Source organism: Thalassospira profundimaris, from assembly GCF_003326795.1.
Classification (GTDB): Bacteria; Pseudomonadota; Alphaproteobacteria; order Rhodospirillales; family Thalassospiraceae; genus Thalassospira; species Thalassospira profundimaris_C.
The window spans coordinates 848,609-863,714 of sequence record NZ_JPWI01000001.1 but is presented as its reverse complement, the minus strand read 5'-3'; the positions used below and the strand labels follow the sequence as shown (position 1 = coordinate 863,714).

Annotated in this window: 14 protein-coding genes and 1 tRNA gene; 7 read left to right on the top strand and 8 right to left on the bottom strand. The window is 52.8% G+C overall.

From position 1 onward, the window contains the following. Nucleotides 1-3: 3 nt before the first annotated feature. Entirely contained in the window at nucleotides 4-390 is a 387-nt protein-coding gene (locus TH30_RS03965) for a hypothetical protein (protein WP_258548597.1), read from the bottom strand. A gap of 78 nt (nucleotides 391-468) precedes the next feature. After that, a complete protein-coding gene (locus TH30_RS22055) occupies nucleotides 469-645 on the bottom strand; it encodes a hypothetical protein (RefSeq protein ID WP_181850147.1) in 177 nt (58 codons plus the stop codon). 84 nt (nucleotides 646-729) lie between these two features. On the opposite strand from TH30_RS22055, the gene TH30_RS03955 reads away from it, so the two are divergent. Continuing rightward, nucleotides 730-1,467, top strand: a complete 738-nt coding sequence (locus tag TH30_RS03955; protein ID WP_114096740.1) for a substrate-binding periplasmic protein — start codon at nucleotides 730-732, stop codon at nucleotides 1,465-1,467. A 275-nt stretch (nucleotides 1,468-1,742) separates the two neighbouring features. Here TH30_RS03955 and TH30_RS03950 read toward each other — a convergent pair. Beyond that, nucleotides 1,743-1,830: transfer RNA gene (locus TH30_RS03950), tRNA-Leu, on the bottom strand. Between the two features lie 221 nt (nucleotides 1,831-2,051). Here TH30_RS03950 and TH30_RS03945 point away from each other — a divergent pair. From TH30_RS03945 to TH30_RS03935, 3 genes are all read left to right on the top strand, one after another. Next, nucleotides 2,052-3,452 (top strand): autotransporter domain-containing protein, encoded by a 1,401-nt coding sequence (locus TH30_RS03945; protein WP_114096739.1) that lies wholly within the window; start codon nucleotides 2,052-2,054, stop codon nucleotides 3,450-3,452. A 118-nt stretch (nucleotides 3,453-3,570) separates the two neighbouring features. Then, the gene (gene bluB / locus TH30_RS03940) at nucleotides 3,571-4,257 is read left to right on the top strand and encodes a 5,6-dimethylbenzimidazole synthase (RefSeq protein WP_114096738.1); all 687 of its coding nucleotides are present in this window, start codon (nucleotides 3,571-3,573) and stop codon (nucleotides 4,255-4,257) included. A 60-nt stretch (nucleotides 4,258-4,317) separates the two neighbouring features. After that, nucleotides 4,318-4,569 (top strand): hypothetical protein, encoded by a 252-nt coding sequence (locus TH30_RS03935; RefSeq protein ID WP_114096737.1) that lies wholly within the window; start codon nucleotides 4,318-4,320, stop codon nucleotides 4,567-4,569. Between the two features lie 63 nt (nucleotides 4,570-4,632). Here TH30_RS03935 and TH30_RS03930 read toward each other — a convergent pair whose 3' ends face one another. From TH30_RS03930 to mutT, 3 genes are all read right to left on the bottom strand, one after another. Continuing rightward, nucleotides 4,633-4,983, bottom strand: coding sequence for a hypothetical protein (locus TH30_RS03930; protein ID WP_114096736.1), 351 nt, complete (start codon nucleotides 4,981-4,983; stop codon nucleotides 4,633-4,635). An 80-nt stretch (nucleotides 4,984-5,063) separates the two neighbouring features. After that, nucleotides 5,064-5,837 carry a competence/damage-inducible protein A gene (locus tag TH30_RS03925; protein WP_114096735.1) on the bottom strand — a complete coding sequence of 258 codons (774 nt, stop codon included), beginning with the start codon at nucleotides 5,835-5,837 and terminating at the stop codon, nucleotides 5,064-5,066. Nucleotides 5,838-5,902: 65 nt separating this feature from the next. Beyond that, nucleotides 5,903-6,334, bottom strand: coding sequence for an 8-oxo-dGTP diphosphatase MutT (mutT, locus tag TH30_RS03920; protein WP_114096734.1), 432 nt, complete (start codon nucleotides 6,332-6,334; stop codon nucleotides 5,903-5,905). Nucleotides 6,335-6,513: 179 nt separating this feature from the next. On the opposite strand from mutT, the gene TH30_RS03915 reads away from it, so the two are divergent. After that, nucleotides 6,514-7,416 (top strand): alpha/beta hydrolase, encoded by a 903-nt coding sequence (locus TH30_RS03915; protein WP_114096733.1) that lies wholly within the window; start codon nucleotides 6,514-6,516, stop codon nucleotides 7,414-7,416. A 13-nt stretch (nucleotides 7,417-7,429) separates the two neighbouring features. On the opposite strand, the gene TH30_RS03910 is transcribed toward TH30_RS03915, so the two are convergent. Further along, a complete protein-coding gene (locus tag TH30_RS03910; RefSeq protein ID WP_114096732.1) occupies nucleotides 7,430-9,472 on the bottom strand; it encodes an O-linked N-acetylglucosamine transferase, SPINDLY family protein in 2,043 nt (680 codons plus the stop codon). Between the two features lie 169 nt (nucleotides 9,473-9,641). Continuing rightward, nucleotides 9,642-12,350 (bottom strand): preprotein translocase subunit SecA, encoded by a 2,709-nt coding sequence (gene secA / locus TH30_RS03905; RefSeq protein WP_114096731.1) that lies wholly within the window; start codon nucleotides 12,348-12,350, stop codon nucleotides 9,642-9,644. 334 nt (nucleotides 12,351-12,684) lie between these two features. On the opposite strand from secA, the gene TH30_RS03900 reads away from it, so the two are divergent. Next, nucleotides 12,685-13,791: a hypothetical protein gene (locus TH30_RS03900; RefSeq protein WP_114096730.1), complete on the top strand. Its 1,107-nt coding sequence runs from the start codon at nucleotides 12,685-12,687 to the stop codon at nucleotides 13,789-13,791. 56 nt (nucleotides 13,792-13,847) lie between these two features. Further along, nucleotides 13,848-14,966 carry a hypothetical protein gene (locus TH30_RS03895; protein ID WP_114096729.1) on the top strand — a complete coding sequence of 373 codons (1,119 nt, stop codon included), beginning with the start codon at nucleotides 13,848-13,850 and terminating at the stop codon, nucleotides 14,964-14,966. The last annotated feature ends 140 nt before the right edge of the window (nucleotides 14,967-15,106 follow it).

Genomic DNA, 15,106 nt, shown 5'->3' with positions numbered 1-15,106 from the left:
TAACTATTTAAACCATTTTGCCTTGGCCATTGCCCGCCAGACCACCAGTCCGGCCACAACAATCACACCAGCAGCAATTCCGCCAAGACCGTTTCCGGCCACCAAAACCAGCCCCCAAAATCCGACCGTGCCAAATCCGATGGCAAGGCTGAGAAATGCCGATTTGGTCAAGGTGTCCTGACTCTTCTGGGCGGCTTCTGCGCGTTTGATTTCATCAACGATTTCATACCAGGCAAGTTGTTGCCAGCGGGAATATTTCAATCCCTTCCGCGGCCCTTTGCGCAGGAATTCGTCGAGCTGCTTGACGATATTGGCAGCACGCTCTTCGGGGGCAACATATTTGCCGATCCGTTCTTTTTTGCGCGGGGCATCGTCTTCATTCTCGATCATATTCACTGCTTCTCTTCCGTCCTGATCTGCGAAACCGCACCATGCCCAAAGGCAAAACCTATCCTTAACCGATTTAAATCAGGTAAACCCCGTTTCCCCTGTGGCGACCGTCACATCGGTCTTCACTTTCGGGCGATAAACGCAGCGGAAACCATATTGATCGCCGCAGCCCGAAGCTGGCAGCAAATTTCTGCGTATCGATATCCCGATCAACTGACGTGATATCAATAACTTCGCAAACATCGGATCGAACATCCCGCACTTCCGGGCAGGCAAACCCTGTAAACAGGCGGACACCCTTCACACATAAAAGATTACTCATGTAAACTGGACAAACAGATGCTGCGAAAGCTTGTGATTGGCGGATGCCTGCTTGTTATGTTGTCGATCCCGCCCTCAGCCGGATTTGCCGCTGGTGATCGCGATGTGGAAATCGTTGCATCCTGCAGTTCGTGGCCTCCTTATGTTGTGGAAGGCACACGCCCAGGCGGGATTCTGGTCGAATATGTCGAGGATTTGCTGGGTTCGTTCGGTTATAGCCCGAAGATCGAGGTATATCCCTGGAAACGGGCGATTGACGCCGCCCGAAGCGGCAAGGTTGATGTCATATTCTGCGCCGAGGCCGGTCAGGCCAAGAATTATGAACTGGAATATGAATTTCCGATCCTGATCAGCGACACGGTTTTACTTTCTCACCGCGACTACCCGCTTGAAGCCGGTCAGCTTTGGGATCACCGTATCGCGGTTGGCGCAGGGTACTGGTATGGCGACGTATTTGAAAGTCGCCGTCAGGATGTTGACGCCATCGAAGTCGTCGATGATCTGTCGATCCTTCGCATGGTTGCAAACAAACGCGCCGATGGCGGACTGATGGAAAAGGCCGTCGCCGATACGCTCATGCATACCTATCCGGAAATCGGGGAACTGCTTGAAATCAGTTCCCGGCCGGTTGCGACCCAGACCTTTTATTTTGCGATATCACCGGCCACAAAAATAGACACACGTCGCCTGCGTCGCCATCTGGCAATCACGAAACCGCGACCCATCCTGCAACAGATTAAAACAGATACGAATTAGGATCAGGACCATCCGGCTATGCAAGCAGGATGGTTAGGCACATGGCACTCAGGCAACGACCAGTGCAGTAACGGCAATAATGCCAAATGCGATCAGATGGATCATTTTCAATCTCCTGAATTTGCGTAGCGCAAATATCGCCCAAACAGGGCTTTAAGCCCTTCAAAGGACGGCGAGCATCGGGTTTACAACCCAAAACAGGTTATTTGATGGCACAATCAAGTCCGTTTGATGCCCAACAGCCAGTCTTCGCAGTGCTATTTCATTCCGGGAGATGGTGCGGGCGGCCGGACTTGAACCGGCAAAGCCTTTAGGGCCGGCGGATTTTAAGTCCGCTGCGTTTACCAATTTCGCCACGCCCGCAAAGCGTGTCGCATCCGGTTTGCAACCGGTGAAACAGGGTTCTAGCGCGGCTTTTGAAATGGTGCAACATCCTATTACCGCTTTCTCTGACACCCGCCGATTTACCTACGGTGCGCTCTGTTCATGCAAGGAATAGGGCAGGATTGCCCGCCTTGCTCCTTATTCCTTGCACTTTTGCAGCGCATCATGAGTGATCTTCAGCAATCACCGCGCTGCGTTTTATGCACTGGCACCTGAAAACGGCCCTTGCCGCCACGGTATGCATCGCAACGGCAGCCTTGTATCACTACCGTGGTCAGCTTCCCCGATTTGTGACACTGGCTTTTGCCGGTGAAACCGGTGCGCGCCCCGATTCCGTGATCTTGCGCAGTGAAACCCTGAACCGCGCGGACAATCGCCGCCGTCACATGAACCGTCTTTATAACAAGATGGATAACGACCTGTATGAAAGCACGATTTCGCCGCTGCTGTTTGACGATTTTGTCGATCCGGCGGACGAAACTTCGCCCTCTCTTTATCTGGACACAGACGAAAACCCGACAGTCGAAGTGTTTGGGGGGCGCGCGGCACTCAAATCACTTGCAGGTAAAATCGATTTCGACAGCGCAGCGGGAACATTCCCCACCCAGTCACGCACCGTGCGCGTCCCGATCAGCATCTGGGTTGTTGGCAATCACACCGATCTGGAAAACCGCATCACCCGTTCGGGCTACGATCCGGGGCTGAGCGGCGATTCTGTCTCGATTGATAGCGGGGTGGATTATCTCGTCGATGAGGGTCTGGTTGTCGGGCTTGGTGTCGGGTGGGGAAACACCCTGGGTGAGTCAGGCTCCCGCCAGTTACGCTATCGCGAAAGCAATCTGGCCCTTTCCCCCTATTTCGTGGCCCGCATGACTGACTGGTTGAACCTTAGGGGCAGCTTCAGCTTTGGCAAAAGCATGATCAGCCAATCGGCGATCGAAAGCCCGCCCGTCAATATTCGATATGCCGAAAGTCTCGAAAGCAGCACAATCTCGAACTCGATCGGCTTTGCATCAAAATATGATTTTGGCGGCCTGCCCTTTAGTCTGCAGCTTGATGGCGACATGATCACCGCCCATGAATATGTCGAAGCCGCCCGCGCAACAGATGGCAGCATGATCGCTGCGAATACGGCGACCACCCGCTTGTTTGATGCGGCATTGGAAGCGCGTTATCGCTTTGATCTGGGCAATCACAGGATCACCCCCTTTGCCGGGCAGGAAGAAACCATTTCGTTGCTCAATCAGGATTACGGCCGCAGCGGATCGACACGCTATTATGGCGGGTCGGACTATCGATATGATCCCCTGAACCTTGATCTTAGCCTTACCGGCTTTCGCGAGATGGCAACAGATAACCAGCCACTGGAAGGCATTCGGTCCGAACTCGCCCTGACCCGGGATCTGCCGCACAGCTACGTCACGCTTCAACCCTATGTCACAGTTGAAAGCACCAATCTGTATCTTGATACAGGGGGTGGCATCACCCAAAGCTGGGGGGCGATGCCCGGACAGCTCAGCTTTGAGGTCCGCCGCAAATTCACCTACGAAGTCCGCCACAGTGACTATACCGGACTGCTTACCATCGACTTTCCTTTCTAGATCTACTGTTTTCACCGGTATTCTGCGCCAAACCGCATCTTGCTATTGGCGTTCCCCCTTGTCACAGGTAGGGTGCAAACAGAAACACTGATAACGCCATTTCCAGCAGGTTTGCGCCATGAACAAGCCCGATCGCACCAACCAGTCCGTCGCGGATGACAAAACCATTACCCCGCCGGTCTTTGATCGGGATTTCCAGAAACAGTTCATCGACCTTTTGCTGTGGCGGCGCGATGTGCGACGGTTCCGCACCGATCCGATCCCGCAAGACGATATTAATGATCTGATCAAGGAAGCTTGCCTGGCACCATCGGTTGGCAATTGTCAGCCTTGGCGCTTTGTAAAGGTCAACGACCCGGAACGCCGCAAGGCCATTCGCGACAGTTTCGAACGTGCCAATAATGAAGCCTTGAACGATTATCATGGCGAACGCGCCAAGATGTATGCCTCCCTTAAACTGCAGGGCATGGATCAGGCCCCGGTACAGCTTGCCGTCTTTGCCGACGAAGAAACCGAAGCCGGTATGGGGCTTGGCCGCAAGACCATGCCTGAAATGCTTGATTATTCAGCTGTGGCCGCGGTGCAGTTGCTCTGGCTGGCGGCGCGCGTCAAGGGTATCGGGGTTGGCTGGGTTTCCATTCTGGAGCCAGAAGTGGTTGGCAAGACACTTGACGTTCCGCAACACTGGCGTCTGATCGCCTATCTTTGCATCGGCTATCCGGAAGAAGACCACATCGTTCCGGAGCTTGTTCGCGAAGGTTGGCAGGATCGCATTGATCCGGATGCCCTGACCCTTGAACGTTAACTCTGCCAAAGCTCAAACCATCAATACCGAAATCAGAATTCCCAAAACAAGGATATCAGGATGTCTGCCGATAAAGGCCAACCCAATGCCCCCGAACAGCCCGCAAAAAAGGGCCTGTCAAACGGCGTCTATTTCAAGATCATGGGCTACTTGCTGACCGCAGGATGGGTTGGCTTCATTCTGGCGGCATCGGGCGGCGACACCAGTCATCCGCTGTTTGACTATATCTTTGTTGTGCCGCTTGCTGGCTGGATCATCGGCATGATCGTCGCCCGCATCATCGCGAAGAAAACCGGTGCAGATCGCCCGTAGAATGCTTTATGCGCCCTATCAAGAATAACAAAAGGCGCCCGTTTGTGGCGCCTTTTAACATGATCAGTCATCGTGCCTTTGATGATTGTGACGCTCGTCGCGGTATCGATCATCATCGGAAAACCCGCCAAGGGTCATAATTCCAATCCCCAGACTGATCCCGCCAAAAGTGATGAACAGCCCGAAGAACAGCAGGAATATAAAGATCGGCGCATCACGCGACGACATTGCAAGACTATAGATACCGCCAGTATCGAAAAACAGAACCAGCCCGCCAAACACCAGCGCCCCGAACCCGCCATAGGCCGTATGCTCAATCATAAAGCGCACAATTGAGCGGGCTTCGCGTGCGGCCTTGCTGTTGCGTAGATCGTCTTCGGGCCCGTGATCAGGCTCGTTTTGAATTCCAGCCATGTTCTTTCCCTTATCAAGGTCAGAACAATTCTAGACAAACTTCCCCGATGAAACTTTGACCAAACGCAATTGGGCGGCAGTCAATCTGCCGATGCGTTGACATGCCCGGTATCTTCGATGACGTCGCGACCACTTTCAATGATCACAAGGCGGATGCGCTCGGATGCCTGATTGACGTCGTCGGGATTTTCACCACGTACCACCAGTGTCGTCCCGAGCCTTCCTTCACGCAGGAAAGGATAGGAACCGATATCGGTATGCGGGAAGTCCCCCTGAATCTCTGCCAGAACCTTGGCGATTGTGCCTTCGGGGATATAGCCGCCGACAGAACGCGACACCATCGGCTTGCCACCGATCAGCTGGTGTTTGATCCCCTGGAACATGGCCTGCATGATCATGGGTACACCAGCCATGACATAGACATTTTCCATTCTGAATCCCGGCGCCTTGGAAATCGGGTTTTGCACAAGCTCCGCGCCAACCGGAACATGCGCCATGCGAAGACGCGCCTCGTTGAGGTCCTCGGGCTTTTCATAATGGCTTTTAAGAAGCGCGTGCGCCTCGGCATTCAGTTCGTTTGCCACACCAAAGGCCTTGGCAACACATTCAGACGTAATGTCATCATGGGTCGGGCCAATGCCACCAGTGGTAAAGACATAATCAAACCTGGCCCGGCATTCATTGACGGTTTCAATGATGGTGTCCTCGATGTCAGGAATGACACGGGTTTCGGCCAGACGCACACCGATCTTGTTCAGCTCCTCTGCCAGATAAGGCAGGTTCTTGTCATGGGTACGGCCAGAAAGAATTTCATTGCCGATAATAATCAAACAGGCACGGACCGGATCAGACATCACTTCCCCACAACTTCAATCTTGTTTTCCGACAACAAACGTTACGTCACCGTATGGCGCAAGGTTCACAGAAAATCGCGTAACATCGCAACCAGCGGCACATCCGCAGGCGGCATTGGATAATCCCCCAGACGCACCGGGCGCACCCACTTCACCTGCTGACCTTCCATCGGCGTGATTTCGCCTTTCCAGACGCGGCACAGATAAAGCGGCATCATCAAATGGAAATCGTCATAGGTAAACGAGGCAAAGGTAAAGGGCGCAAGGCAGCTTTCGGTGATATCAATACCGAGCTCTTCTTTAAGCTCGCGCACAAGAGCCATCTCCGGGGTTTCACCCGGCTCGACCTTGCCACCGGGAAATTCCCACAGGCCCGCCATGGACTTGCCTTCCGGGCGCTGCGCAATCAGCACACGATGATCAATATCGACCAGCGCAACCGCACTGACGAACACTGTTTTTTCGGGTGTTTTACCCTGGCGCAAGTCAACCGACATGCAGCCTTTATCTGGTTGTTGTATTGTCATGGCACTGTTGTATCGCGGGCTTTGGTCTTCGCCAAGTATAGAAAAAGTCGCACCGCGAACTTTGATAAAAAGCAAAAAACGTCAAACTGTTATCTTTCAGCTACCGTACAAGAGTTACATGCTTGCCCACCCATCAAACAGGTATCTGAATGTCTCCATCCGTCCCTGCCAGCAAACCGCGCAAACCTGCTCCGCGCCGGATTCTGGGATTTGCCGCCAATTCCATTGTCGCCGTTCTGTTGCTGGCGGGCTGTGACAAGCTGGGTGCCTATAACAAATGGCAGGCAGGCGACTTTGCCCCCGACATTGCTGATCTGGCTTATGGTTCCGGGGACCGTCAGGTGCTTGATCTTTACCTGCCTGCGACGACGACAGGCCCGGCACCACTTGTGATCTGGTTTTATGGCGGGTCGTGGGATTCAGGCGACAAGGCGAAATATGCCTTCATCGCCAAACGCTTCACCGATCTGGGATATGCGGTTGCCATTCCCGACTATCGATTGGTTCCCGATGTGCATTTCCCCGCCTTTGTCGAGGATGCAGCCGCCGCCATCGCCTTCATGAAAAACTATGCCGTTTCCCACCCGGAACGGTTGCGAGATCGCCCTGTCATCCTCGCAGGCCATTCTGCCGGTGCATATAATGCCGTTCAGGTGGTTGCAGATCGCACCTATCTTGAAAATGTCGGGCTTGATGAAAACCATATTGCCGGGATCATCGGCCTGTCTGGACCTTATGATTTCTATCCCTATGACGTTGAAGCAACGCAAAAGGCCTTTGGCCAAACGCCTGCCACTGTCAGTCAGCCCGTCGAGATGAACCTTGCAAAAATGCCGCCGCTATTGCTGATCACCGGCAATCGCGATCATACGGTGTTTCCGCGCAACTCGCGCAAACTGGCTGAACTTGCCCCCGACGCCAAGCTGGTTGAAGTCGACGAAACCGGCCATGCCGGCACACTGATCGCGCTGGGATTTTATCTGACAACCAATGTCTCGGTTCTTGATCCGGTCAAACAGTTCCTTTCCGATCACTTGCCGACATCGAAGTGATGAAAATTCGAATTTAACGCGGCATCACGTCAATATCGGCTGGCGCCTGATCACTGAAATAACGGTCATACGCAGCTTCATACCCGGCTTCAAGTGCACGCGTGTAACTTTTGGTATCAAACAACGGGCAGGCTTTGAGTTGCACTTGCAGCTTTTGTTTAAGTGCAGCTGTCTTCTCCGGGTTCAGTGCAAGATCAAGAGCAATTGCCTCGTATTCTTCTTCGGTTTGAGCAACCAATTCAGGCAAATTTGCAGCAGTCAGAATACTGGCTGCAACCCGCGCGGCGAACTGCTTACCCGGCAAGGTTACAATCGGCAGGCCAGCCCAAAGCGCATCACTTGCCGTGGTATGGGCGTTGACGTTGAATGTATCGAGAAAGAGGTCCGCGTGCTTTTGACGAGCAAGATGTTCTTCCTCGGAAACCATTCCCGCAAAGATCAGACGATCCGGGTTAACCCCACGCAGTTGCGCCTCTTTCTTAAGGTTATGGACCGCTTCGTCACTGCCTTTAAACAGCCACAACACGGAACCATCAACCTTCTGAAGCAAGCGCATCCAGATATCAAACTCACGCGGAGAAATCTTGTAACAGGCATTGAACGAACTAAAGACAAAACCAGTATCCGGCAGGCCGAGATCACCACGGGATTGCGTGTTTTCATCGAACTTGCGTTCGTTGTCATTTGGCTGATAGCAATGGGGCATATAAATGAGTTTCTCGACGTAGGCGTCTCGATACTGATCGGGAATAACAGTATGATCGGCAATCATATAATCAATGAAATCGGCCGCCAACGTACCCGGATAGCCAAGATAATTGATCTGGACGGGTGCAAGACGATGGGCAAACAACCGGGTTCGCCCATGATCGGTATATCCCTTCAGATCAACTGCAATATCAAACTGTTGTTCCCTGGCATGACGCACAATCTCTTCGTCCGAAGCACCATGAACTTCCCAGTTTTTATCGATCATTTTTTGAAGTTTATCCCGCCGCCAGCCACTCTTGACCGCCCCATAGCTATAGGCATGAATTTCAAATCTGTTTTTGTCATGCGCTGCCATAACTCCCATCATCAGTGAAAGAGTCGCATGATTGTGGAAGTCTGCTGAAAAATAGGCGACCTTCAGTCGTGCCGGACGATTGGCGGGACGCTGTATTGCCGGGAAACGATTGAGAACAGACAGCTCCAAGGCATGAACTTCCGAGCGTTTTCTCTGAGCATAGGGATCATCTTCGCAATGAAGCATTGAGAACGGCGACATGGAGTTTCCAACTTCACCAACAGGTTGCTTGTCCTTGAGCTCAATCTCTGACGCCGACCAGTCACACAACTTCGCCCGAATGTACAAATACTCCCCCAAGGCCCGCAAATTGTTCGGCATCAGTTGCAAGACTTTTACATATGCCTGTTTTGCAAGATGCAGTTTTTCCCTGCGATAAAACAGAATGGCCAGATTGTTATATGCATCTGCAAAATTGGGGGCGTGTTTGATCGCGCGCACGCAGAACTGCTCTGCCTCTTCAAACCGCTGCAAAGATATCAGAATGCCGCCAATGCTATTGCACAGACCGCCATTGTTCGGATCAAGCAAACTGGCATTCTGAAAAGCAGTTAGCGCCTGCTCCAATCTGTTCTGCGCATGGAAAAGTGTCCCGATATTGATCCATGCCGGACCCTGGTTTTTATCAATTTCGAGAGCGTTGCGCAGACACCGCTCTGAATCCGCCGGATTGTTGGATCTGAAATACGCCAGTCCCAAAAGATTCCACACCGCAGCATTGCCGGGAATCTCCTTAACAAGCTGCTCGGCCTTGGCGATGCCTTGCGCATATTCCCCTTTTTCGATCAGGTTCTTTGCAGCCACATAGGATATTTGCGCTGCGCTAGAATTCCCCGAAACATTCGATTGCAGTTTTTGAAGCGCAGCTTTTGCCCGCGTGTTTTTGGGGAAATCCTGAAGAAACAATTCGTAAAGCTTGATCGCTTCGCCAATCTGGCCTTCAGCAGCCAGTTTCTTGGCACGCCTGGATACCTGATCGAATGAAGACACGTTATTTACCTCTCTACGAATTTACCATCACGGTAGAGCCTAGGCGGCTGGGTGTTAAGGAACAATAAGCGTCCGCTAGAACAACCTGCTGAGCAAAATACACCTTTAAAACAAAAAAAGACGCGCAACCAAACAGAAGCGCGTCTTTTAAATGCTTATTTATTCGCAATCAGGCGAGCTGACCGTGGCAATGCTTGTATTTCTTGCCAGAACCACACGGGCACGCCTGATTGCGTGCAACGCGGCCCCAGGTTGACGGATCGTTCGGATTTACAGTGCCCGATGCCTGACGCGACTGAACTGTCGCATTTTCGCCGTCCTGTGCGTCACCTTCAAGCTCGTCTCGGTTTTCATGCATTTCCGGCTGCGGGCGGCGGGCTTCAAGGTCTTCGGGACGTGGTGTCGACTGCAATTCAACATGCGACAACATCTGGGTTACACGTTCACGCAGATTTGCCAGCATGCCCTCAAACATGTTGAAGGCTTCACGCTTGAACTCGTTAAGCGGATCACGCTGGCCATAGGCACGAAGACCAATGCCCTGACGCAAATGATCAAGTGCCAGAAGGTGTTCTTTCCACGACTGATCAAGAAGCTGAAGCACAAGGCTTTTTTCAACCTGGCGCATGATATCGGCACCATAATTGGCAACCTTGGCCGCCATCTTTTCGGAAGCAGCACGCTCAAGACGTTCACGCATCACTTCCTGATCGATGCCCTCTTCCTTGACCCATTCGGCAATCGGAAGATTAACACCAAGAAGACGCGTGGTTTCTTCGTGCAGGCTCGCGACTTCCCACTGTTCCGGGTAAACTTTTGCCGGGCAGAATTTTTCGACCAGTCCCTCGATGACTTCGGCGCGCATGTCTGCAACGTCTTCGGCAACATGTTTGGCCTGCATAAGATCTCGGCGCTGTTCATAAACGACCTTGCGCTGATCATTCATGACATCGTCAAATTTAAGGACATTCTTACGAATATCGAAGTTACGTGCTTCGACTTTCTGCTGGGCTTTCTCAAGCGCCTTGTTGATCCAGGGATGGTAAATCGCTTCACCTTCCTTGAGACCGAGTTTCTGAAGCATGCCATCCATCCGCTCGGACCCGAAGATACGCATCAGGTCATCTTCAAGCGACAGATAGAATTTCGAACCACCCGGGTCCCCCTGACGACCGGAACGGCCGCGCAGCTGGTTATCCACTCGGCGGGATTCATGGCGCTCGGTCCCGATCACAAACAGACCACCTGCCGCCAGAACCTTTTCCTGATCGGCTTTGACTTCGGCTTTGATCTTTTCAATCGCCGCAGAACGCTTGGCTTCGTCGGTGACATCCGCCAGCTCGTTCTCGACGCGCATTTCAACGTTACCGCCAAGTTTGATGTCGGTACCACGACCAGCCATATTGGTGGCAATCGTGATCGCACCGGGTGCACCGGCCTGTGCAACGATCAGGGCTTCGCGTTCATGCTGCTTGGCATTGAGAACTTCGTGCGGAATTTTCTTCTTTTTCAGAAGATCGGACAGAATTTCCGATTTCTCGATCGACACAGTACCAACAAGGGCCGGTTGACCGCGTTCATGGCAATCGGCGAGCTGTTCGGAGATCGCAATCCACTTTTCTTTGGCCGTCCGGTAAATCTCGTCATCGGCATCCTTACGGGCAATCGGGCGATGAGTCGGAATTTCAACAACTTTCAGGTTGTAGATTTCCTCGAATTCCTCGGCCTCGGTCATTGCCGTACCGGTCATGCCGGCAAGGGTCGGATACAGGCGGAAATAGTTCTGGAACGTGATCGACGCCAGCGTCTGGTTCTCGTTCTGGATCTTGACCTTTTCCTTGGCTTCCAGTGCCTGATGCAGGCCATCGGAATAACGGCGACCTTCCATCATACGACCGGTAAATTCGTCAATGATGACAACCTTGTCGTCCTTGACGATATAGTCGGTATCTTTCTGGAACAGCTTGTGAGCACGAAGCGCCTGATTGACGTGATGGACAAGGTGAACGTTGGCAACATCATAAAGTGTGCCTTCGGTCAGAATACCCATTTCCATCAGAAGCTGTTCGGCGTGCTCTGTCCCGTCTTCGGTCAGGGTCACGGCACGTGCTTTTTCGTCTTTTTCAAAATCTTCTGCGGTCAGTCTCGGGATCAGAACATCAATCGCACGATACAGTTCCGAGCTGTCTTCGGCCGGGCCGGAAATGATCAGCGGGGTACGTGCTTCGTCAATCAGGATCGAGTCGACTTCATCGACGATCGCAAAATTGAACGGACGCTGAACCATATCTTCAAGGCGGAACTTCATGTTATCGCGCAGATAATCAAAGCCCAGCTCGTTATTGGTCGCATAGGTAATGTCGCATGCATAGGCCGCACGGCGCTGATCATCGGTCATGCCATGCATGATCACGCCAACACTCAACCCAAGGAAGCCATAGACCTCGCCCATCCATTCCGCATCACGGCGGGCCAGATAGTCGTTGACCGTCACCACATGAACGCCCTTGCCTTCAAGCGCATTCAAATAAACCGGCAAGGTTGAAACAAGCGTTTTACCTTCACCGGTTTTCATTTCGGCAATTTTGCCCAGACACAGCACCATCCCGCCAAGAAGCTGTACGTCATAATGACGTTCACCGCGAACGCGCTTGGATGCCTCGCGGATGGTGGCAAAAGTGTCGGGCAGGATGTCGTTCAAAGTCTCGCCATTCTTGAGACGTTCGCGCAGCCAGTCCGTGCGGGCGCGCAGTTCATCATCAGACAGCTTCTCGACATCGGGTTCCAGGGCATTGATTTGCTCGACCGTGGCCCGCAGGGCTTTGACTTCACGATCGTTAGCTGAACCGAAAATTTTCCGGGCAATGGCGCCGAGCATTAATACGTTCCTGAACAAATGAATAAAGACACGAATGAGCAGCGGCAGAAAGCCGAGCCCGATCACAGATAGAACCCTGTCTGCCATCTGTCAACGGAACGAACCAATATCACTAATGTTGGGTCGGAAATTACCGTCCCACGGCAATGAATTCGCCCGATGATGTAACCTGCCCCTTGCGAATACCGCGCTCCCTGCACCTTCTGGCTTGAGAAACGCACAAAAAAAACGTACTATTTTCCCTGTTATTTTAAACTTCAAAGAGCATGTAGCTCAGTTTTGGCAATCAGGAGTGACCTGATCACCCTGCCAAAGACATCCTCAGGAGGAGGAAATGGTAGATTTCTCCGCGCTTAATCCGTTTCGACAGGGCCAATCGGCCCTTGGCGACGCGCGTCAGGCTCATGGCAAAGCCGCCCCGGCAACCGGTCAGGATTCAGCGCCGACCAATGGTGATGCGCGTACGCGCATTGATCCGGTCGCCCTTTCCGACGATGCACTGGCCGCACATAACAATAGCCAGCAACTGACACCTGCCAGCGGCAAGGCGCTTTCGGGTAAAGCACTGACAACCGAAGAGCTGTTTGAACGCGCCCTTGATGTGTCGCTTGAAATGATCCGCGGCAGCGTGCAGGAAATGTTTGCCCTTTCCGGCATGAGCGAAGAAGACGCAATTGCTGCGACTGATGCCATGTTTGATGGCATTCGCGACGCCGCCAAGGGTCAGGACCAGTTCGAGTTTTCTTTTGACCAGGCCATTGCAAGCCATAGCAAAACCGCCATTTCCTATGCCGGTGCAAATGGTGCGGCAGTGGGCGTTTCTGAATCGGCCATGATGGCCGTTCAGTCACTTGATATCAGTATTGATAATGAAACCGGCGAATTCTCGTTCAATTATCAGGCCGCCAAGATCGAAGTGGTTCGCACCGAAGCCGTCGCAATTGGCAACAGCATGGGTGCCGCCCTTGGCGCACTGGGTGCGGTCATGGATGGACTGGGTGGCGGATCGCTTGTCGATATGCTTGGCAACCCGGCCAATGCGGAGAATGGCGGTCTTCTGTTTGATATCAACGACAACGGAGTCGCCGAGTTCATCCGCGAATTGATGAACGCAACCACTGGCACGACTGATCAGGAAAACGACGGCACGACCCCGTCGGCCAATCCGTCGACAGGTCAGTCGATTGCCGCCGAACGGCTGGCAGCACTTAATGCCCAGATCACCGAACAGTTTATGGAACAGGCAACCCTGATCGTTCGCAGCATCAGTCAGGCCACCCCGGATGAGGGCGCTGGCAACAATCAGCTGAAGCTGACCGTCGACATGATGATGCCGATGGGCCTGTTTGGTCAGGGTGGCAATAACGCGACCTTCACTTTCCCGACAGGTGAAACCGTGCCGGTGATTGATCCGTCACAGGAACAGGATGTTCTGATTTAACTGCAACGGGATGTCAGGATCTGGCATCCCGCAGCCCTTCAGGAAGGAGGCGCTGAATGTTTGACCACGCACCCCTTACAAATCCGACTGCACATCAAAATGCAGCGACAATAGCCACGTCTCAGGCCGCGGCCCAAAGTGCCGTGTCAGACGCAATGTCGGCTGACAATCGGGCGACAGATAACACCAACCTTTCCAGCCAGCGCTCCATTGTCGATCAGATTGACCTTAGCATCGAGGCCAACCGTCGCCTTGAACAAGCCCTTGGCGCGTTCCAGCGACCGGTGTTCGAGATCCAGACCAGCGCCCTTGATGTCGTCAATGCCATCAAACCGGCAATGGACGAGGCCCAAACGCGAATGAACCGCGAAGCCTTTATTGTGCTTGCCATGATGGGGGTTCCGCCCGCCAAGGCCCGCGCAATGGCAAATGCCATGACTGGTGGCGCGCCAGAGGACATGGCCGTTATAAGCGGCAATGGATCACGCGGTTCGGTTCAGGAACTGGCTCTGAATATCACCAAGGGTGCTGCACAGATCAATTTTGGCGCGTTATCTGTGTCATCTCGCAGTATCGAAATAGATATCAGCGCCTTCGAAGCAAAATTTTCCAAGGTTGCCGGTCAGGCCAGTATCTCGATCTCTGAATTCGAAGCTCATATCGAAATGGTCCGTATTGAAATTGCCCAGGCATTTCAAAAGGACCCGCTGATCCTTGATCTCGATGGCAACGGCATCGAGATCACAAGCCTTCAGGACGGACAGAAATTTGACATTGATGGAGACGGCACGGCTGAACAAACCGCATGGATACGCGGTGCTGATGCGCTTATTGCCCTTGATCGCAATGGTGATGGCAAAATCAATGATGGCCGTGAACTGTTTGGTGACCAGAATGGTGCCAAGGACGGATTTGCCGAGCTTGCGAAATACGATGACAATCTTGATGGTCTGATCGATCAGCAGGACAGCGTATTTTCGTCGCTTGTTCTGCTCCGTGCTGATGGAAGTCAGCAAAAACTGTCCGATGCGGGAATCAGGTCCATATCGCTTTCCATGATCACGCCGCTTGATCAGCGTCTGATTGGCGGCGATCTGGTCGCAGGCTCGCAGTTTGAACGTGATGACGGATCAGTCGGGCAGGTTGGCGAAGTCTTCTTTGACGTAAAAATCTGAACCATTCCGATCAAACTTCATAAATCGGTTACAGCACCGCGACAGCGAAATCCGAGCCGGGAAGAATGCCGCAAAGCAGGCTGTTCGCGACGGCTTGCTATATTTCTGCATTTGAATGTTAGGCTTTCACATTTTAGACA